Origin of the sequence: Thermococcus sp. 21S7 (assembly GCF_012027615.1) — an archaeon.
Taxonomy (GTDB): Archaea; Methanobacteriota_B; Thermococci; order Thermococcales; family Thermococcaceae; genus Thermococcus.
Map to the genome: position 1 here is coordinate 1 of NZ_SNUT01000010.1, position 18,232 is coordinate 18,232.

Annotated in this window: 20 protein-coding genes and 2 pseudogenes; 12 read left to right on the plus strand and 10 right to left on the minus strand. The window is 54.7% G+C overall.

The window, feature by feature from the left end; translation table 11 throughout:
- Positions 1-17 precede the first annotated feature (17 nt).
- The 4 genes and pseudogenes from E3E51_RS13200 to E3E51_RS12585 form a co-directional block, all read left to right on the plus strand.
- Positions 18-257, plus strand: a pseudogene (locus tag E3E51_RS13200) (RNA-guided endonuclease TnpB family protein); the annotation flags it as partial.
- Positions 258-480: 223 nt separating this feature from the next.
- A complete protein-coding gene (locus tag E3E51_RS12575) occupies positions 481-1,170 on the plus strand; it encodes a peptidase M54 (RefSeq protein WP_167913489.1) in 690 nt (229 codons plus the stop codon).
- Between the two features lie 7 nt (positions 1,171-1,177).
- Positions 1,178-1,749: pseudogene (locus E3E51_RS12580) on the plus strand (radical SAM protein); the annotation flags it as partial.
- Between the two features lie 169 nt (positions 1,750-1,918).
- Positions 1,919-2,380 (plus strand): hypothetical protein, encoded by a 462-nt coding sequence (locus E3E51_RS12585; RefSeq protein WP_167913460.1) that lies wholly within the window; start codon positions 1,919-1,921, stop codon positions 2,378-2,380.
- 45 nt (positions 2,381-2,425) lie between these two features.
- On the opposite strand, the gene E3E51_RS12590 is transcribed toward E3E51_RS12585, so the two are convergent.
- Entirely contained in the window at positions 2,426-2,887 is a 462-nt protein-coding gene (locus E3E51_RS12590) for a peroxiredoxin (RefSeq protein WP_167913461.1), read from the minus strand.
- Between the two features lie 95 nt (positions 2,888-2,982).
- On the opposite strand from E3E51_RS12590, the gene pyk reads away from it, so the two are divergent.
- Both pyk and trmY read left to right on the plus strand, forming a co-directional pair.
- Positions 2,983-4,419 carry a pyruvate kinase gene (gene pyk, locus E3E51_RS12595; RefSeq protein WP_167913462.1) on the plus strand — a complete coding sequence of 479 codons (1,437 nt, stop codon included), beginning with the start codon at positions 2,983-2,985 and terminating at the stop codon, positions 4,417-4,419.
- Positions 4,420-4,445: 26 nt separating this feature from the next.
- Positions 4,446-5,057, plus strand: coding sequence for a tRNA (pseudouridine(54)-N(1))-methyltransferase TrmY (gene trmY, locus E3E51_RS12600; RefSeq protein ID WP_167913463.1), 612 nt, complete (start codon positions 4,446-4,448; stop codon positions 5,055-5,057).
- Here the strand turns inward: trmY and E3E51_RS12605 are convergent.
- From E3E51_RS12605 to E3E51_RS12615, 3 genes are all read right to left on the minus strand, one after another.
- Positions 5,041-5,487, minus strand: coding sequence for a single- stranded DNA-binding family protein (locus tag E3E51_RS12605; protein WP_346765973.1), 447 nt, complete (start codon positions 5,485-5,487; stop codon positions 5,041-5,043). The genes trmY and E3E51_RS12605 overlap by 17 nt on opposite strands.
- A 67-nt stretch (positions 5,488-5,554) precedes the next feature.
- Positions 5,555-6,880, minus strand: coding sequence for a TldD/PmbA family protein (locus E3E51_RS12610; RefSeq protein ID WP_167913490.1), 1,326 nt, complete (start codon positions 6,878-6,880; stop codon positions 5,555-5,557).
- 10 nt (positions 6,881-6,890) lie between these two features.
- Positions 6,891-8,258: a TldD/PmbA family protein gene (locus E3E51_RS12615; RefSeq protein ID WP_167913491.1), complete on the minus strand. Its 1,368-nt coding sequence runs from the start codon at positions 8,256-8,258 to the stop codon at positions 6,891-6,893.
- 214 nt (positions 8,259-8,472) lie between these two features.
- Between E3E51_RS12615 and E3E51_RS12620 the strand changes: the two genes are divergently transcribed.
- The 3 genes from E3E51_RS12620 (at position 8,473) to E3E51_RS12630 (ending at position 10,005) form a co-directional block, all read left to right on the plus strand.
- The gene (locus E3E51_RS12620; RefSeq protein ID WP_167913465.1) at positions 8,473-9,186 is read left to right on the plus strand and encodes a hypothetical protein; all 714 of its coding nucleotides are present in this window, start codon (positions 8,473-8,475) and stop codon (positions 9,184-9,186) included.
- Positions 9,187-9,197: 11 nt separating this feature from the next.
- Positions 9,198-9,512 carry a hypothetical protein gene (locus E3E51_RS12625; RefSeq protein WP_167913466.1) on the plus strand — a complete coding sequence of 105 codons (315 nt, stop codon included), beginning with the start codon at positions 9,198-9,200 and terminating at the stop codon, positions 9,510-9,512.
- Positions 9,513-9,579: 67 nt separating this feature from the next.
- Positions 9,580-10,005: a cupin domain-containing protein gene (locus E3E51_RS12630; protein WP_346765974.1), complete on the plus strand. Its 426-nt coding sequence runs from the start codon at positions 9,580-9,582 to the stop codon at positions 10,003-10,005.
- Between the two features lie 11 nt (positions 10,006-10,016).
- Here E3E51_RS12630 and E3E51_RS12635 read toward each other — a convergent pair whose 3' ends face one another.
- A complete protein-coding gene (locus tag E3E51_RS12635; RefSeq protein ID WP_167913468.1) occupies positions 10,017-11,681 on the minus strand; it encodes an oleate hydratase in 1,665 nt (554 codons plus the stop codon).
- Between the two features lie 95 nt (positions 11,682-11,776).
- Between E3E51_RS12635 and E3E51_RS12640 the strand changes: the two genes are divergently transcribed.
- Positions 11,777-12,475 carry an amino acid racemase gene (locus E3E51_RS12640; protein WP_167913469.1) on the plus strand — a complete coding sequence of 233 codons (699 nt, stop codon included), beginning with the start codon at positions 11,777-11,779 and terminating at the stop codon, positions 12,473-12,475.
- Here the strand turns inward: E3E51_RS12640 and corA are convergent.
- Positions 12,472-13,455 carry a magnesium/cobalt transporter CorA gene (gene corA / locus E3E51_RS12645; RefSeq protein ID WP_167913470.1) on the minus strand — a complete coding sequence of 328 codons (984 nt, stop codon included), beginning with the start codon at positions 13,453-13,455 and terminating at the stop codon, positions 12,472-12,474. The genes E3E51_RS12640 and corA overlap by 4 nt on opposite strands.
- 9 nt (positions 13,456-13,464) lie before the next feature.
- Positions 13,465-14,301: an MBL fold metallo-hydrolase gene (locus E3E51_RS12650; protein ID WP_346765975.1), complete on the minus strand. Its 837-nt coding sequence runs from the start codon at positions 14,299-14,301 to the stop codon at positions 13,465-13,467.
- Between the two features lie 85 nt (positions 14,302-14,386).
- Between E3E51_RS12650 and E3E51_RS12655 the strand changes: the two genes are divergently transcribed.
- Positions 14,387-15,580 (plus strand): redox-regulated ATPase YchF, encoded by a 1,194-nt coding sequence (locus tag E3E51_RS12655; RefSeq protein ID WP_167913493.1) that lies wholly within the window; start codon positions 14,387-14,389, stop codon positions 15,578-15,580.
- Between the two features lies 1 nt (position 15,581).
- Here E3E51_RS12655 and cyaB read toward each other — a convergent pair whose 3' ends face one another.
- Genes cyaB through E3E51_RS12670 form a run of 3 tightly spaced genes read right to left on the minus strand, consistent with a single transcriptional unit; the run spans position 15,582 to position 17,120 of the window.
- On the minus strand, positions 15,582-16,103 hold the full coding sequence (gene cyaB / locus E3E51_RS12660; protein WP_167913494.1) for a class IV adenylate cyclase: 522 nt from the start codon (positions 16,101-16,103) through the stop codon (positions 15,582-15,584).
- Positions 16,103-16,585: an Lrp/AsnC family transcriptional regulator gene (locus E3E51_RS12665; RefSeq protein ID WP_167913495.1), complete on the minus strand. Its 483-nt coding sequence runs from the start codon at positions 16,583-16,585 to the stop codon at positions 16,103-16,105. The genes cyaB and E3E51_RS12665 overlap by 1 nt, the downstream gene beginning before the upstream one ends.
- A gap of 1 nt (position 16,586) precedes the next feature.
- The gene (locus E3E51_RS12670; protein WP_167913496.1) at positions 16,587-17,120 is read right to left on the minus strand and encodes a UbiX family flavin prenyltransferase; all 534 of its coding nucleotides are present in this window, start codon (positions 17,118-17,120) and stop codon (positions 16,587-16,589) included.
- Positions 17,121-17,220: 100 nt separating this feature from the next.
- Here E3E51_RS12670 and E3E51_RS12675 point away from each other — a divergent pair, with 100 nt between their 5' ends.
- Positions 17,221-18,024, plus strand: coding sequence for a diadenylate cyclase (locus E3E51_RS12675; RefSeq protein ID WP_167913497.1), 804 nt, complete (start codon positions 17,221-17,223; stop codon positions 18,022-18,024).
- The last annotated feature ends 208 nt before the right edge of the window (positions 18,025-18,232 follow it).

The window sequence follows — 18,232 nt, forward strand, 5'->3', positions numbered from 1 at the left end:
AGGAATATTTAAACCTTGTGCTAACAAAAACCAACAAAAGTTACGAAAGTTACCGACTAAAGAACAGCCCCAAACTACCTGAAAGAAGACGGGGGAGAAAACCCTTAATCGTCCTCCAAAACAACCAATACAAGATTGACGGCAACAAACTAATTCTAAAAGGCCTCGGTAAGTTCAAACGTCTCGAAATCCAGTTCAAGGGAAGAATACACTTTAAAGGCAAGCAGGGAAGGTTAGAAATCACTTACGACCCTCTGACCTCCTCCCCGCCGTGAGGGGCGAGGCTTTCAAAAGAAAAATGTAATTGGCCTGAGACCGGGCCAGAGGGGTTGAAGACTCGCTTTTGGCGGGATTTAATGAGACTCCTCAAACCTTCCCGCCCTCTGGGTAGAGGCTAAATCCCCTTCAGGGCAGGAAGAGGTCAGCTAATAACCTAAAAATTTAATAAGCATGAAACGGCCTTTCATTTGTGATGAAATCATGGAATTCATAGCCTTCACATACGTCGGGAACTTTGTGAAGGAGGAGATTATAAGGGAGGTCGTGTTCAACGTATTTGATGAAGCCAATCATTTCTTCGAGGAGAGCGATATCCCCCTGCGGTTTCTGTACATCGGGAAGCTCAAGCTTGAGCCGGGATACCTGATAAGCCTGAACACCCCTGAAGGTAAGGTCCGGGTTTACCCCCTCGAAGCGCTGGTCGACGTCCTCCACGCCAAGCTGCTCAACGAGATAGGGGAGAGGCCCGACATCAAGATGAACAAGATATTCGCCCTGACAACATTTCCCCTCGTCTCCCGCAATCCCTACTTCGATTTCTTCGAGAAGTTCCTGGGGATACACGAAACCCGGCTCGGCCTCAGAATCATGGTGCTCTCAATGAAGCCCTTCGAACCCCCAGAGCTCTCAGAGCTCCTTAAGAAACCCGGGGAGAGTGCGGATAAGGAGATTCTGAGGGCCAGGCTTGAACTCTTCAAGAACCGCCTCCTTAAAGGGGTTCTCCACGAGGTCGGCCACAGCTTCGGCCTCGACCACTGTACCGGCAACTGCGTCATGAACTCGCCATCGAGCATGGAGGAGTGGGACTCCCGGATGCTCGGCTACTGCGATTCCTGCTTCATCAGCCTCAAAAGGGCCGTTGAATGGTCCGACCTCAACCTCAGGGATTGAGCGATGGGTAGAGCACGTTCCTGAGTTCATGGCACTGAAAATTGAGGATGCGTTCAAACGGGGCGCCAGGAACGTTAACTTCGTCGGCGGCGAGCCGACGCCCAACCTGACTTTCATTCTGGAAACCTGAGGTACGTGACCGTCCCGATTCCTGTCGTCTGGAACTCTAACATGTACATGAGCGAAGAAGCCATGAGGCTCCCCGATGGCGTGGTTGACGTTTATCTCGCCGATTTTAAGTGGGGAAACGACGTCTGCGCAGGGAAGTATTCGAGAGTCCTGAGGTACTGGAAGGTCGTGACGAGGAATTTCCTCCTCGCTAGGAGGCACCTTGGAGCGGAGTTCATCATAAGGCACCTCGTGGTTCCGGGACACATCGAATGCTGCACGAGGCCTGTGCTCGAATGGATATCCAAGAACCTCGGACGCGACGTGCGCCTCAACGTGATGTTCCAGTACCGGCCGGAATACAGGGCGGGTGAGCATCCGGAGATCAGCAGGAGGCTTAACAACGAGGAAATGCGAAAAGCCGCGGAGATGGTTGAGGAATTCGCCTTTAAAAACGCCCTGGTGGGCTAATCCCTACCAAGATTTTTAGTATATCTGCCCTTCTGGCGGTATTGCGGTCGTTATCTGCAGTCTCCTGATGTCATCTCAATGCTGGGGATTTATCGTTTCCGGAACCGCAAAATTTATAAAGAATTGCACATATGCAATATTGCAGTTACATGTGGAGAGGTGATATAACATGAAGAAGTTGCTGGCTGGATTCATGGCTTTGGCCGTGTTCGGGCTCGTGTTTGGAGCCGTTGCGGCCTACCAGGGCACTCCGGGACCAAACCCGGAAGTTGAGAGAAGCGCTACCCCCATGGCCTACGCCAGGGGCATGGGGCACGGAAACGGCGGCATGATGGCCGGAGAGGGCACTCCCTACATGGGGCTCGGTGTGAAGTCGGCCAACCTAACCAAGGTCAGCGTTGACCCCGCGGAGGTAACCGACTACCTTGTCCAGGTCTCGGTTGAGGAGTTCACGAACAACCGCGGCATAACCGTCCAGAAACTCATCTACGATGGCGACTACGTTGGGAAGGTCGTCGGCGACTACAACCTCGATGAGCTGGACGTTTACGCCGCCTACGAAACCCTTAACGGTGTTAAGGTTTTCCTGGCCCACGACGGCAGCATAGTGGGATTCGTTCTCATGAAGTGAGCCCCAGCTCCTTCATTTTTTAATTTTCAGCCCGAGAGTCCTGTTCTATGAACCACCCATAAGCTTTCTCGCTTCCTCAAGAACCTTCCCCGCGTGGCCCTTTGCCCGGACGTTGTGCTTTTCCCACACGATTTCTCCGTTCGGGTTGAATATGAACGTGCTCCTTATCACACCCTCGTACTCTTTCCCGTAGCGCTTTTTCCTGCCCCATGCACCGAGGGCCTTTATCAGCTCCGCCCCGGGGTCGCTGAGAAGCCTTACTCCCAGCCCGTGCTTCTCCTTGAATCGAATGTGGCTTTTCACGGAGTCCTTTGAGACGCCCACAACCTGAAAGCCAAGCTTTTCGAACTCCCCGAGCAGTTCCGTGAATTCCCTCGCCTCGGCCGTGCAGCCAGGCGTGTTGTCCTTTGGATAGACGTAGAGAACCGTCCATCTGCCACCCAGAACTTCGCGGAGTGAGACATCCCTTCCATCCTCATCGAAAACCCTAACCTCCAGCGGGTTCATTCTACCACCCCTCCAGTTAGGGCATCCTAATTCATAAATCTTTCCGAGGGCAAGTTATTTAGGGATTGAGTCGAATTGTTCCATTAGGTGAGAACATGAGGCTCCCATCCCATAAAACCAAGATAGTGGCCACCATAGGCCCCGCCTCAATGAAGAGAACGACCTTTGAGGCCATGGTGAAAGCGGGACTGAGCGTCGCGAGGATAAACTTCGCCCACGGCGACCTTGAGCAGCATGCAAGGACGGTTGCTATGGTGAGGGAAGTTTCGGAGAGGCTCAACCGCCCGGTGGCAATTCTCGGGGATCTCCCGGGAGTAAAAATCCGCGTGGGGGAGATTCTCAACGGTTCCGTAACACTGAGACGGTGGCAGACCGTCGTTCTGACAACGAGGGACATCGTTGGGACAGAAGGTGAGATACCCGTGGAGTTCAAGGAGTTCCCCAAAATGGTGTCGAAGGGGGACATCATCTACCTGAGCGATGGCTTCATAGCGCTGCGCGTTGAGGAGGTTCGCGGTCAGGACGTCGTCTGCAAGGTTCTCGTCGGCGGAACGCTGTTCTCGCACAAGGGCATCAACGTGCCGAAGGCAAGAATGGCCATAGATGCAGTAACGGACAGGGATTTGAGGTTCATCGAATTCGCGATTGAACACGGCATTGACGCCGTCGGCATAAGCTTCGTGGGTTCGGCCTACGACGTTCTCAAGGTCAGGAGATTCGTGGAGGAGAGGAACGGGAGTCTCTTCATAATCGCGAAGATAGAGAGGCCGGACGCCGTGAAGAACTTCGACGACATACTCTGTGCCGCCGACGGCATCATGATAGCCAGGGGCGACCTCGGTGTTGAAATGCCCATCGAGAAGCTTCCCGTCCTTCAGAAGAAGCTCATACACAAGGCCAACGTTGCCGGAAAGCCCGTGATAACCGCTACACAGATGCTGGAGAGCATGACCGAAGAGAAGCTGCCCACCAGGGCGGAGGTCACGGACGTGGCGAACGCGATTTTAGACGGCACCGACGCGGTTATGCTCTCCGAGGAAACGGCGGTCGGCAAGTACCCCGTCGATGCGGTCAGGATGATGGCACGGATAGCCAAGACAATAGAGGCCTACAGGGATTCCCAGTGGTCCGCTCGCATAATCGAGTGGAAGATGACCCGCTGGAGCGAGAAGGGCCCGAAGAAGGGCACGATAAAGGACACGATAGCCCGGAGCATTATAGAGGCGCTGAACTCAATGGACATCAAGTACATACTCACCCCCACCAGAACGGGAGAAACGGCAAGGCTCATATCGCGCTTCAAGCCCAAGCAGTGGGTTCTGGCCTTCGCCACCGACGGACGCGTCGCGAGAAAGCTGATGTTTTCGTACGGTGTCTACCCGTTCGTCGTCAGCGAGACCAGCGAGGAGGAGATACTGCGCCTCATACGGGGACTGGGATTGGTCAGGCAGAACGATACGGTCCTTCTGACCAAGGGAACGCCGATAGGGAAAACGGTCGGCACGAACACCATAAGGATATTCACCGTCTGATGCCTTTTTATCTTCGGGTGATCAGAGTGAGGACATTCATAATCAAGGCCAGCAAAGCCCACACCGCCCCTGATTTCAAGCTCAAAGACCTACCCGGCACGAGCGGTAGAATAGACCTTCTGTGCAGGGTTCTCAACTCCGCCTTCCTCCTGTCGCACGGCTTCAGAAAAAACGTCAGGGTGTGGCTGAGCCTCTACGGCCCGCCAAACCCACCGAAGGCGATAAGGTTTGAGGGTCAGGAGATGAGGCCGAAGACGCTCAACCCCGATGAGCTCAGCACCGCCAAGCTGATAATCCGCGCGCTTAAGGCCGCCAAAGGCCTACGGGAACCAAGCAGAGAGATCGAAGTCCTGCCCGGCATCTACGTGAGCAACATGACCTTCGAGGACATCGTTAGAAGAACCCTCAAGGGCTCCGCCCTCTACTACCTCCACGAGGAAGGAAGACCGATCGCCGACGAGAGCTTTCCCCTGAACGTTGCCTTCGTTCTCGGTGATCACGAGGGACTGGGAAAGGAAGACGAGGCGTTCCTAGGGGGGATAGCACAAAAAATAAGCGTCGGGAGGAAGAGCTACCTCGCATCCCATGTAGTCGCCTACGTCAATATTTTCCTCGACTCCCTCACTCCTCCGCCCTGAGCTTCAGCGACGTGTGCTCCTGCTTGAGCTCCTCAATTTTCTCGATTAGCTCGTCGCTGAGCCTCTTCAGGCTGAGCGCCACTTCCTCAATGGCCTTAATCTTCTCCTCAAGTTCTCTCTCGCGCTCCTCAACTTCCTCCATCGCCTTCGCGAGCCTCTTTTCCTCGTCCTTCCTGTAAACCTCGATGTTCAGTGCCTCGTAGTCCCATCTGATGGACCCCCCTTCAATCCTGAACGGCACCGTTATCCTGATAACGTCGCTCTTCTCAACGCCAAGCTCCTGGAGCCTCTCAAAGATTCTCTGGTTCAGCTCCCCTGCCGCCCTGACGACCTCCCTTGGATCGACTTTCTTCCGCGTCAGTGCGAAGAGAACGCGCCTCACCTTGTGGGCATAGCCAGAGGCACGAACGAATCCGGTACTCAGCCTCACGGCCATCACCACAAGTGTGTTGTCCTTTAGAAAATAAATAACTAACGGTAAAGAAAAGGTGGAAGGGTCACTTCCCCGCTATCTTCACGTTCTCAAACTTCACGAAGGGCGTTATGATGGTCGTCATGAAGGGCATTACCGTCTGCTCCTTCGAAACTTCACTCGCCCCCTTCAGCAGTTCGTAGACGTTGCCCGCAATGAGGAAGACGCTGGAACCGACGACTTCTCCGTCCTCGATGAGGAACGCCGGGTTCGCAGTTACCGCGAAGTTTCCGTTGTCCGGGTTGCTTGAGTGTGCACCCTGGAAGCCGTCCACGAAGTAGCCGTGCTCGATTTCGGATATCATATCCTCCAGAGAGCGCTTTCCGTTCTCGATAACCATGCTGTGGAACCCGATGTTTATTCCTCCGCTGTTCAGGTCGCGCTTGCCGTTTCCTGTACTCTCGGTGCCGTGAACCTTCGCCCAGTAGTTGTCCCAGACGAAGCCCTTGAAGGTTCCGTTCTCGATGAGGACGTTCTTCCTCGTCGGAACCCCCTCTCCGTCAGCTATGACAGGCTCGATGGCCAGCTCGTGGAACGGGTCGTCGTATATCGTGAGCACGTCGCTGGCTATCTTCTCCCCGACCTTTTCTGCAAGGGGCGTCGTCTCCTTAACCAGGCGCTCGCCGCTGAAGGCCGGGAAGAGGGCATAGCTGAAGAGTCCCGCTATCGCCCAGGGGCCGAGTATTATCGGAACCTCCTCGTTTTTGCTTGCCTTGACGCTGTACGCCCATTTAACTTTCTGAACCGCCCTCTCGACGACCCCGTCAACGTCCAGGTTGAGGTCCCTCCTGGCATCGAAGTCGAAGATTCCGGGGGTAACGGTGCCCTCCTTTCTTCCCACCAGTTCAAGGAAGAAGAAGGCCGCACCGCCTTCCTGGAATACGTCTATTCCGTGGGAGTTGACGATGTGGCGCTCCTCCCACGAAACGCCGCCCTCTCCGCCCGCCACGATGACGTTCTCGTCCTTCTCACGGGCGAGCTTTATGCCGCGGACGAGCATCTCAACGAGCTGATCAGGGGAGGCATCCTTCAGCTCGTAGTTGGGCTTCGGCTTCTCCCTGTATTTGCCCGGCTCGGGCAGGGAGACCCACTTCTCGTCCCTGCTGTTCAGCTTTGCCATCTTCGCCGCCTGTTCTATTGCCTCCCTTATCCTAGCAGGCTCGTCGCTGTCTATTATGGCCAGTCCGAGGCGCTTGTCCTTTATTCCGCGGAGTATCGTGACCGCGCCGCTTCTCGTGGAGGCCATCGAAATCTCGTTGAGCTCGACGCTTGCACTAACGTCCTTGGAGCGGTAAACGGCAATCTCAAGCTCGTCGAAAAACTTCTCGCCGTACCTTATGAGTTCCTCCATCTTCACCACCTCACCCGATGAGGATTCCTCCGTCAAAGCGCATGTGCGGACCGCCCGAGCTGACGAAGGCCGTCTGTCCCTTTCCGCAGAAGCCGACCTCAAGGCCGAAGTCCTTGCCGACCGCGCTTATCTTCTTCAGCGCCTCGATGGCAACTCCGGTAATCGAGGTGTCCCTTATCGACTCGGCGATTTCACCGTTCCTGATGACGTAGCCCTCCTGGACGCCGACCTGGAAGGCGCTGTTGAGCTGGGCCTGGCCGCCGCGGAAGTCGACGACGTAGTAGCCGAACTTGATGTCCTCGATGAGCTCCTCGAAGGAGTAATCGCCCGGCTCAAAAATCGTGTTCCTCATCCTGATTATAGGCGGGTAGCGGTAGCTCTCGGCCCTCGCGTGGCCGTTCGGCTCCATTCCCCACTTCGCCGCGTACTCGCGGTTGAGCATTATCTCCTTCAGGATTCCGTTCTCGATGATGCGTATGTCCCTCACCGGAACGCCCTCGTCGTCGTACTTGTCGTTTCCAAAGCCGCCCTCAACGTAGCGCTCGCTCATTGTGACGTACTCGGGAGCAATCTGCTTGCCGATGAGGTCCTTGAAGGGCGAGTTTATCGTGAGGTCTGCCTCCGCGAGGTGGCCTAAAGCTTCGTGGGCGATGATTCCAACGACGATTGGGCCCGCAACGATGGGGAACTCGCCGCGCTTCGGGGCGACGCCCTTAAGCTGGCTGTGCATCTTCCTCAGCAGTCTCTCGGTGACCTTCTCGTTTGGCTCGTGCTCCGTCATGAGCTCCCAGCCGTAGTCCACGGCGCCTATGCTGTCCCTGGCCATGGCCAGCTTTCCGTCGGCCTTTCCGGTGACGTAGGTTCCCTGGTAGAGGTAGTTGTAGTCCCACTCTATGCGCGTTCCCTCGCTGGTGAGGAGGATTTTCTGCCCGCCGCCGTCCTCGTAGCGAACCTGGACGCTCTTAACGGCCTCGTCCTCCTTCAAAAGCTTCTCCAGCTCCCTGAGGTGCGCGACCTTCTCCTCTATGTCAACCTCTTTCGGCTTGACCTTCATTTTGCTCTTCACGAAGTCCTCGACCGGCTTTATCTCGGCCAGCTCTATCTTCTCCCTCTTGGTCTCGGCGGCCGCTTTAGCCAGCTTGTAAGCCTCCTCGATTTTTCTCTCAAGGTTCGAGAGGTCGCTGGTCGAGGCAAACCCCCATGCTCCATCGGCCAAAACCCTTATTGCAACGCCCCTGTTCAGCTTCCCGGTAAAGCTGGTAAAAACGCCGTCCTTGAGGGAAAGTGCCGTCTTTCTAAGGTCCTCATAGCGTAGTTCCACGTAGTCTGCTCTCAGGTTCTCCTCCGCCCAGCGGAGGGCTTTCTCCAGTTTCTCCATAGCCATCACCGCCTGCAGTTGTCCACCAGTGTCTGGGTTCAGGAACTATAAAAGTCTTTTGAACATTTCGATGGGGGTCGAAAGGATTATCACAGAGATTATTGTTATATATAGTAAACTAAATCTAACTGTATCTTTTTGAACTTCTTTTGAGCAAAAGTGTTATATATGATGAGTGTAAGAAAATTAATGCAAGAACCCGTTGGGGAGGTCGATGCGGAGGCGTGCACTGCTGGCCATATTTGTGGTGTTGCTCCTTGTTGGAGCATACGGCGCCTACGTGGTCAGCTACCCCAAGTATCCAGAGGCAGAGGGTTGCGTCAACCCGTTTGCCGTTACAAAGCCAGTGGACAAGTTCCAGGAGAACTGGTCGAGAGCCCATGTATTCTTCAAGCTCGCAACGATGAGGGACTTCTGGAAGCTGGCCAAACCCTGGGACGTTGATTACTCTCACGTCAAAATTGTAAAGCACACAATTGAATACAACGGGGAAGAGATAACCATGCTCGCCATGGGAATTCTGCTGAAGGACAAAGAGCACGTGATAGCGCTGTACGAGTTCTCAAAGCCAGTACAAGGAGTGAAGATCCAGGGCTATGTTTTCAAGGTTGTCAATGGACAAATAAAAACCGAAGAGGTACTTACCAATGGAAGAGTTACTCCTCTAAGCGGATGTCAACATGAATGTTCAACTGCTTCAGACTGTGGACCATTTGGAAGGTGCATTCCGTATTGTTGTGATCATGATTGGGGCTGCATAGCATCTTGTTGTGGAGACTGTGCTTTTAGTTGTGGTAGTTGCATGAGAGGAAACGCTGGAGGCTGTGCAAGTTGCTTATATTGTGTTTTGGTATCTTGTCCCTATTGTGCAACTTCCTGCTGTGAAGAAGAAGGGACCTACTGCGATTACTTAAGTCCCGGACCATAGGGGGGATACCAATGAAGGTGAGCAGAAAGGTCTATCTCACTCTTTTAATATCTTTGTTCCTTACCGGATTGGCAATATTTGACGGAACATCAATTTGGGTCGCCATAATAACTGTTACAATACCCGTTATGGCAAGTTACTGGCTAGTCGTAAGATTTAATGGAATTGGTATGGTACTCGTTCCAGTATTATGGGCACTTTCAGTTTTTGTAAGAAGTTACCTTACTGGAACGCTCACTTCAGAAACACTGAAAATAGTTAGTGTGAAGTCGTTTGGCAGTGTGGTTCTAGCCTTCGCTTATGTAACTTTTACCCGAAAAAGGTAGTGGATGCCATAACCTCTGAGGAGAAACCCAAAAGATTGACATATAAATTAAGTCTGGACATTGGTTAGTGGAGATTCACGATATTTTAACGCGCATTCACCATGTCAAAATCGAGAAACTTAAAACAGGATACACCCATCACTCAACTATGAAGGCCGAAATCAAGAATTTGATTGACAGAGGAACCTACCGGAAGCTCCCTCTCTTCGAGGGCGAGCTGCCAGAAAACAGCTACGCCCAGATAGTGGAGGTCAAGCCCGGACAGACCGTTGGGAAGCACTACCACCTCCGCCAGTACGAGCTGTTCTACATAATGAGCGGCGAGGCAAGGCTCGGCATCGGCGAGACTGAATACCTCGCAAGGCCCGGCGATATCTTCCTGGTAAAGCCCAAAACCGTCCACTGGGTCGTCAACGAGCGTGACGAGCCCTTCAGGCTCTTCGTGGTGAAGCTGAACTACCGCGGGGATGACTCCGTTTGGCTGGAAAAATGAGGAGAAATGAATCAGCCGAAGAGGAAGAGGTTCAAACTCCTCTTCAGCATCCCCCTTTTATCGTCATCAACGAGCGTTTCGGCGGCCTTTACAAGGACGTCAATCCTCTTGTATGGCTTGTAAGCCTCCGGCGGTTCCCTGCCAAGGTCGAGCAGGCCGTAAACTCCCATCATGGCAGACTTGACGGAGTACTCGACTGTAAAGACGCATTCGCCTGGAACCTCAACAAACTGTCCCAAGAGGGCAAGGTTCCCATAGTTCTCCGGGATGACCGGCGGCCTGTCTCCGGGATGCCTCGGCATGAACTGGCTCGTTATGTACGGCATCATGGCGGTTCTGACGTTTATTACGGTCCCGAGGAGCTCTTCCTTTTTATCTAGCCAGCCGAGATGGTAGAGCAGTTCAAGGAATATCTCCTTACCTGTGCACTGGCTCATGGGTTTCTTGATGTAGTCTCCCTCCCTGTCCACGAACAGTCCATAGCCCCAGATTACCGTTACGTCGTCGGGCTGGTTCCTGAAGTGGGGCTGTCTGAAGGCCACTATGGACATGAGCCACGAGGAGTCCTTGAAGGTAACCAGACCGCCGGTTCCGGTTTTGTTTCCGGTGAACTCTTCGAGCATCCTGAGGAACTCCTTCCCCCTGAAGGTTATCGTGAAGGATTCCCACTTCGTTTTGTCTATCTCAGATGCGAAAACGTCGGGGTTTCCGAGGGATGGGTCTTTCTTGACCCGGTTCCGCCAGAGCCTCCATACGTCTCCCTCTCCCCTGTTGAGGACCGGGGGGTGCTCAAAATCGCCGTAGGTGGAGTTCTCGACCATCGAGCCAATGGTTATGAAGACCAGGTCCTTCGGTCTGACCTCGATGGTGCCCCCTTTCTGGCCCTCGGTGTGGAGCTTGGTGACGTACTTTTTGCCGTCGATTTCCTCGATTTCAACATCCACGACCTTCGTCCCCATGATGAAGTTGACTCCCCTATCCTGGAGCCATTTCTGAATTGGGAGAATCATTGAGTCGTACTGGTTGTAAGGAGTCCTCAGGACGCCTTCAATTTTGTTCATCCCAGGGACTAGGTGCATGAAGCGGAGCATGTAGCGCCTCATTTCCATAACGCTGTGCCAGGGCTGGAATGCGAACATCGTCGCCCAGAAGTACCAGAAGTTGGTCTCGAAGAACGAGGGTGAGAACCACTGCTCTATTGTTATCCCCCCAAGCTGATCCTCCGGGGTCAGCAGGAGTTCGTTGAGCTCGTTTAAGTGCCTGAGCGTCAGTCCGTACTTGGAGAAGTCAACCTTCCTGCCGGGCGTCCCCACAAGCCTGCACTTGGATGAACCCACGTACTCCTTGTTGAACTCAACCACCTCGTCCAGGAGGGTCTTCCCGGGGTCGTCGAGCGAGGGAATGCTTCCGAGCAGATCCCACGTGGTCTCGTAGTGGGTCTCGAACATCCTTCCCCCTCTGAGCAGATAGCCGTTCTCGGGGTCTCCGGAGCCGTCGAGACAGCCGCCGTTTATGGGGGTCTTCTCAAATATGTAAATATTCTCCCCGGGCATCTTGGCGTCCCTGATGAGGAAAACCGCCGCCGCAAGCGAGGCAATACCCCCGCCGACCAGGTAGGCATTCCTTTCCTCTATGTCCGGAACCTTCCTCGGGGTCGTTCTCTTGTAGTTCAACATATTCCTCACCCAGACATGTCTTACAAAGACATGTTTGATATAGTCATAGTGGCCAACTTTAAAAAGGTTTCCCAATAACGGCCAATGGTGATTGAATGGCCGAGAGAACCATCGGCATCCTCGGCGGCATGGGGCCCCTGGCGACCGCAGACCTCTTCAGGAGGATAGTCGAGAAGACCCCGGCAAAGAGGGACCAGGACCACCCGCGAATCATCATTTACAACGACCCCAAAATCCCGGACAGAACCGCATTTATCCTGGGGAACGGGGAAGACCCGAGGCCCGCCCTTGTGGAGGGGGCGAGAAAGCTCGAAAGCTGGGGGGCGGACTTCATCATAATGCCCTGCAACACCGCCCACTTCTTCGCCGAGACCGTCCAGAAGGCGATAACGATTCCGCTCGTCAGCATGATCGAGGCAACGGCGGATGCAATAGAGCAACTCGGCCTTCGCAGGGTTGGGCTCCTTGCAACCGACGGCACCATAAAGGGACTCGTCTACCATCGCGCGCTCCTTAACAGGGGGATAGGCATAGCCGTCCCTGGAAAGAACGACCAGGGGAAAGTTATGCGGGCGATATACCACGGTGTCAAGGCGGGGGACATCGAGGCCGCAAGGAAGCTCCTCATGGATGTGGCGAAGAGGCTCGAACGCAGGGTCGATGGAATGATAGCCGGCTGCACCGAGGTCAGCGTCGCCTTGAGGCAGGACGACCTGAGCGTCCCCCTGATCGATCCGCTCGACGTGATAGCGGAGAAGGCCGTGAGGCTCGCCCTCGGCCTTGAGGAGCTCTAAATCCATCCTTTTCTTCTGAAGTAGGCGAGCATGCCGAGGGCGATTCCGAGCATAGCCGCCAGAACGGCTGGATAGCCGTAGCGCCAGGTTAGCTCGGGCATGTAGCGGAAGTTCATTCCGTAGAGGCCGGTTATGAAGGTCAGCGGGATGAACACCGTCGAGACGACCGTGAGGATGCGGATTATGTCGTTGGTCTTCATTGAAATCGTTGAGTAGTAGAGTTCGACGAGGCTGTTGGCAAGCTCCCTCTGCCCCTCAAGTATCTCCATTACCTCAAGGACGTGGTCGTGGAGCTCCCCCATACAACCCCTGGTCTCCTCGGTGAAGAACCTTCCCCCCTCAAGTTCAAGCCTCCTGAACGCCTCCAGCAGAGGAAATACCGTGCGGCGCATGAAGAGTATCTCCCTCCTGAGCCCGTGTATCCTGTGGAGAACACCCTCTCCTCCCCGCGACAGTATCTGCGCTTCGAGGGACTCCATTTTGGAGCTAATCTTCTCTATCATCGGGACGTAGTTTTCAACTATCGCCTCAAGGAGGGCAAAGAGCAGGTAATCCGCGCCGCGCTCCCTGAAGAGACCCTCCCCCTCGCGGATGCTCTCCCGGATGGGGTCAAAGACGTCCCCGGGTATCTCCTGCACCGTCACCACGAGGTTGCCCCGGAGCAGTAGCCCTATCCTCTCCCTCTTCAGCCCGCCGTCTATCTCGTAGACCTGGTGCAGGATGAGGAACAGATAATCCGGGAACACGAAGACCCTGGCGTGTGTACTCGCCCTTCGCAGAACCTTCATTGGCCCCTCGTGGAGGTTAAGGGCCTCCATTATCTCTGGAACTGCCTCGACGGTGTCAACGTTTGCCCAGATAACGTCGTAGCCCTCGATTTCGAGGACGTCTCTCATGCTTGAAACCTTCCTGCTGAGGAAATCGTCCCGCGAATAGGCAATGACCGTTATCCTTGGCTTCCCTTCGGCTTCCCCGGCCATGCCATCACCTCAGAACTCAACCACCATTCCGGAGTGCAGCTTGTGGAAGCGCTCGCCGTATGCCTCCAGGAATGCCGCCTCGGCCCTTAGCCCGGTGCAGTGCCCCGTGTAGACCTCCTCCACTCCGAGCTTCTGAAGTTCCCGGACCGTCCCCTTTATCCGCTCATCGTCGGCCTCGATAAGATGGAAGCCGCCTATGACGGCTTTTATCCTCCTCTCGCCGGTCATCCGTATCGCATGCTTTACTATGCTCACTATGCCCGCGTGGCTGCAGCCGCTCACGATAACCAGGCCCCCGGAGGTTTTGGCCACGATGCTCATGTCGTCCATAATGGCGTCCTCCATTACCCGGCCGTCCCTCAACGTGTAGACCCCTATATGCCCCCGCTCGAAGTCCTCGCGGCTGCGGACCTCACCCGTGGAATAGATACCCCCGACTATCTCGATGGGCTCAGCGGTGAGGTACAGGTCGGCGAACTCCTCAACCTCCTCCCGCCTGAAGGGGATTCCAACGTCCCTTAGGTAGGGCTTCATAACGAAGTGCCTTCTGAAGATACTTGGGTACGCTATGACCGGAACCCGCCTTCCGATGGCCTTTAGAATGCCCAAAAGCCCACCAGTGTGATCGTAGTGGCAGTGGCTCAGGAAGATGTAGTCGATGTGTGAACCCGGGTCAAGGCCGAGGAGCCTCATGTTGTGGAGTATCGGCTCGGCGCTCTGGCCGGTGTCGAAGAGAATCCCTCTTTCGGCCTCCTCTATCAGGAAGCTCACTCCGTGCTGGGCCAGAAAAGGGCTTTCGTAGCCGGAATAGTCCTCAACCAGAACGTAAACCCTCAAGGGAACCACCGGTATAAAGAACGCGGAGGTTCGTTTATAGTTTTCGGCCGAAACCCCTTAAAACCCTCCCCGCGAAGTTAGCCCGGTGGTGAGCATGGAGATAGGTGTCGTTGGGAAGCCAAACGTTGGAAAGTCGACCTTTTTCTCGGCCGCTACGCTCGTTGACGTTGATATTGCCAATTATCCGTTCACGACCATTGATGCCAACGTCGGCGTCACCTACGCGATAGCGGAACATCCCTGCAGAGAGCTCGGCTGCCAGCCAAATCCCCAGAACTACGAGTACCGCGACGGGAAGGCTCTCATCCCGATAAAGATGATCGACGTTGCGGGATTGGTACCCGGGGCACACGAGGGACGCGGTCTGGGCAACAAGTTCCTCGATGACCTCAGAATGGCCTCGGCTTTAATTCACGTCGTTGATGTTACCGGTAAGACCGACGCAGAGGGACAGCCGACCGACCACCACGACCCGGTGGAGGACATCGAGTTCCTTGAGAGGGAGATAGACTACTGGATATACGGTATTCTGAGGAAGAACTGGGAGAAGTTCGCAAAGCGCATTAAACTCCAGCACCTCAAGCTCGCCCAAGCCATAGCCGACCAGCTGACGGGAATCGGTGTGAGCGAGGGGGATGCCTTCGAGGCCATCCACAAGCTCGGCCTCGGGGACGACCCGACGAAATGGAGTGATGAAGACCTCTTCTCCTTCGTCCGTGAGCTGAGAAAGATAAACAAGCCGATTATCATAGCGGCCAACAAGGCGGACGCCGCTGCCGATGCCCAGATAGAGCGCCTGATCAAGAAGGGAAAGAGCAGGGGGTATATAGTCGTCCCGACGAGTGCGGCGGCGGAGCTGACGCTGAGAAAGGCCGCCAAGGCGGGATTCATCGACTACGTTCCGGGTTCAAGCGACTTCAAAATCCTTAAGCCGATGAGCTCCAAGCAGGAGAAGGCGCTCATGCTCATAAAGGAGAAGGTTCTGGACCGCTTCGGCTCCACCGGAGTCCAGGAGGTAATAAACAGGGCGACCTTTGAGTTGCTCAACCTCGTACCCGTTTACCCGGTTGAGGACGAGCACAAGCTCACCGATGGGTTCGGCAACGTTCTGCCCCACGTTCACCTTCTCCCCAAGGGTTCAACGCCCCGCGATTTGGCCTACAAGGTGCACACCGACCTCGGGAAGACCTTCCTCTACGCGGTGAACGCGAGAACCCACAGGCGCGTTGGAGAGGACTACGAGCTGGGCTTCAACGACATAATCAAGATAGTCGCGACGGCGCGCTGAGCTATTTCTCCGCTTTTTTCTCGGTTTCCCTGATGAGCTCCTGGTAGAGCCTCGGCTCCACGTCCTTCTCGGTGAGGCCGAGTTTTCTGGCGGTGTCCCATATCCTCCGCTTTGCTTCCCCAACGTCGTCGGAGATAACCTCGATGTCGAGGAAGCCGCCGAGCCCCTCGACCTCGCTCAGCTCGAAGGTAACCTCCCCCAGCCTGTAAACCAGACGCCGCTTCCTGACCCGGACGTCCTCCTTAAAGCCGAGGCGCCTTAGAATCTCCAGGGCGGTCTCGAAGTCGCCCACCTCGACCTCAACCTCGTCGAACTCCTCGTTCCTGCCGGGGTCGGCTATGCGCTTGTACGTCAGAAAAGAACGGTTTAGATTGCTTATTCTCCTCACCCTGAGGAGTTCGGGCAGGGGGACGGAGAGGTAAACATCCTCCTGTATCTCCTCCCCAACGAACGCCGCCCCAAGGGATTCTATAGCCCTTCTGGCGGAGTTGAAGTCAACGCGGAATTTGACCTCTACCTCCATCACACACCCACCAGAACGCCCGCGAGGCCTTCACCCTTTATGAACTTGTCGATCGGGAAAACCTCCACCCTTTTGAGGGTGGGAAGGGTTCTTATGGTGTCGTCCACGAACTTGTGAAGGCCCTCCTCGCTGTCGGCACCCACTATGGCCAGTACTCCGTCCCTTCCGCTCTTTGCCACGACCAGAACGTTGGGGAGCATGGAAAGGGTCTTCGTCAGGTACTGGATGTACCTGTCCAGAAACTCCTCTATGATGGGTGTCTCCGCCTGTATGTAGACCACGGCGAGCGCCTTGGGCTGGAACTGTTCGCCCAGAACTATCGTGTACTTCTGGATTACCTTCTTCTCCTGCAGCTTTTTTATTCTGAAGTGAATCGTGGATTCAGGGCGGTTGAGCCTGTCGGCAATCTCTGATATAGTTAACCGCGCATCCTCCTTTAGAATGCGGAGGATAGCCCTATCAAGGTCATCGAGCTGGACCATGTTAACTCCTCCATCGAGGGTATATCTCGTTCTCAATCCCCAGAAGGTCTAAGATTTTTCCAATTATAAAGTTTATCATATCGTCCAAAGTTTTGGGCTTTGTGTAAAATCCTGGGGAAGCTGGCATAATTATCCCCCCAGTTTGTGTAACCATTACCATGTTTTGGAGATGTACCAAGTTCAACGGCGTCTCTCTAACGAGCAGAATGAGTTTTCTGCGCTCTTTCAGCGCCACGTCGGCGGTTCTGGCTATCAGGTTGTCCGCGTAGCCGTGGGCAATGGCGGCCAAGGTCTTCATGGAGCAGGGGGCTATTACCATGGCATCAAACGGATTTGAGCCCGATGCTATCGGAGCGAAGAGGTCATCCTCCATGTAATCTGGATTGAACTCCACCCCCGTCTCGTGCTTCATAACCGCGAGACCGGTTCTGGAGGCCACGGTAACGACTTCGTGGCCAAGCTCCCTGAGAACCTGAACCAGCCGCAGGCCGTAGATTGAGCCGCTCGCTCCGGTGATTGCAACGACTATCCTCATCCCCCACACCAAAAAGGCTTCGCCGGCTCATGTTTTAACGTTTTCTAAGGACGGTAGGTTTTTATACCCGCCGGAGTTACGTTATCAATGGTTGGTGAGTATGGGCAAGGAGGTTCCCGAGGTTCTAATTAAGGGCGCGGTGGACGTCGTGAACGCCCTAGACGGAAAGGCCCTCGTTATTCTGGAGGACATCGAGCCTGAGAAAGTTCCCGATGTGGACGTCACCGTTGTAATCGTGGGCTCTTCCTTCGATGTGGAGAGCGACAGGGTGAAGAGGGTCTCGATCCCGCAGAACCTCGACATCAACAACGTCCTCAACCTCATATCCGCGTTCCTCCTGGAACACGAGATACTCAGAGAGGGCGACTCCTTTGTCTACGTCACCCGGGAGCTTATCGGAATCAAGACGGTTAAAAAGAGCATCTCCGCGATGAGGGGGTTTTTCGCTCAGAATCAGAACGTTCTCCAGAGGCTCCTTGAGATAACGATAGAGCTGAGCATCGAGGGCAGGGAAGGAGTTCCCGTTGGAACCATCTTCGTCATAGGCGACACCAGGCGGGTTCTCAGACACTCCCACCAGCTCATACCCAATCCCTTCAAGGGGCACAAGGTAAACGTTCTCGACAGGAACAGCAAGGAGATAATAAAGGAGTTCGCCCAGCTAGATGGGGCGTTCATCGTGAGGGACAACGGCAGGATAGCCGCCGCCGGCAGGTACCTCGAAGTCGAGCCGAAGGTGATAGACCTCATGCTCCCCCCTGGCCTCGGAAGCAGGCACATAGCCGCCGCCGGCATAACCCGGCTCACGAAGGCGATAGCGATAACCCTCTCGGAAAGCGGCACGATAAGGATATTCAAAAACGGCCTCATGTTGCTTGAATACAACCCAAGGATAAGGTACTGATTCGTTTTCATCATGCTGATCCTTCCCCTTTTCAAGTCTTCGGCCCGGTTGTGGAGCTTTGTCCGGAACAAGCCATCATACGTGTCCAGGAATCCCCTTTTTGTGGTTCCAGAGATGTAACATTTGGTGACGCCCAAATTTTAAGACATAACGAATTTTCTTCGGATTGCGGGATAAAGACATTAGAATGCAGGATGGGATCGTTTCC

What these genes read in the sequence shown, in the direction of transcription:
- E3E51_RS12635 (WP_167913468.1), bottom strand. Translation starts at nt 11,681, where the DNA reads ATGTTGAACTACAAGAGAACGACCCCGAGGAAGGTTCCGGACATAGAG.
- E3E51_RS12610 (WP_167913490.1), bottom strand. Translation starts at nt 6,880, where the DNA reads ATGGAGGAACTCATAAGGTACGGCGAGAAGTTTTTCGACGAGCTTGAG.
- E3E51_RS12615 (WP_167913491.1), bottom strand. Translation starts at nt 8,258, where the DNA reads ATGGAGAAACTGGAGAAAGCCCTCCGCTGGGCGGAGGAGAACCTGAGA.
- E3E51_RS12625 (WP_167913466.1), top strand. Translation starts at nt 9,198, where the DNA reads ATGAAGGTGAGCAGAAAGGTCTATCTCACTCTTTTAATATCTTTGTTC.
- E3E51_RS12655 (WP_167913493.1), top strand. Translation starts at nt 14,387, where the DNA reads ATGGAGATAGGTGTCGTTGGGAAGCCAAACGTTGGAAAGTCGACCTTT.
- E3E51_RS12575 (WP_167913489.1), top strand. Translation starts at nt 481, where the DNA reads ATGGAATTCATAGCCTTCACATACGTCGGGAACTTTGTGAAGGAGGAG.
- cyaB (WP_167913494.1), bottom strand. Translation starts at nt 16,103, where the DNA reads ATGGAGGTAGAGGTCAAATTCCGCGTTGACTTCAACTCCGCCAGAAGG.
- corA (WP_167913470.1), bottom strand. Translation starts at nt 13,455, where the DNA reads ATGGCCGGGGAAGCCGAAGGGAAGCCAAGGATAACGGTCATTGCCTAT.
- E3E51_RS12590 (WP_167913461.1), bottom strand. Translation starts at nt 2,887, where the DNA reads ATGAACCCGCTGGAGGTTAGGGTTTTCGATGAGGATGGAAGGGATGTC.
- E3E51_RS12620 (WP_167913465.1), top strand. Translation starts at nt 8,473, where the DNA reads ATGCGGAGGCGTGCACTGCTGGCCATATTTGTGGTGTTGCTCCTTGTT.
- E3E51_RS12675 (WP_167913497.1), top strand. Translation starts at nt 17,221, where the DNA reads ATGGGCAAGGAGGTTCCCGAGGTTCTAATTAAGGGCGCGGTGGACGTC.
- E3E51_RS12585 (WP_167913460.1), top strand. Translation starts at nt 1,919, where the DNA reads ATGAAGAAGTTGCTGGCTGGATTCATGGCTTTGGCCGTGTTCGGGCTC.
- pyk (WP_167913462.1), top strand. Translation starts at nt 2,983, where the DNA reads ATGAGGCTCCCATCCCATAAAACCAAGATAGTGGCCACCATAGGCCCC.
- E3E51_RS12665 (WP_167913495.1), bottom strand. Translation starts at nt 16,585, where the DNA reads ATGGTCCAGCTCGATGACCTTGATAGGGCTATCCTCCGCATTCTAAAG.
- E3E51_RS12670 (WP_167913496.1), bottom strand. Translation starts at nt 17,120, where the DNA reads ATGAGGATAGTCGTTGCAATCACCGGAGCGAGCGGCTCAATCTACGGC.
- E3E51_RS12640 (WP_167913469.1), top strand. Translation starts at nt 11,777, where the DNA reads ATGGCCGAGAGAACCATCGGCATCCTCGGCGGCATGGGGCCCCTGGCG.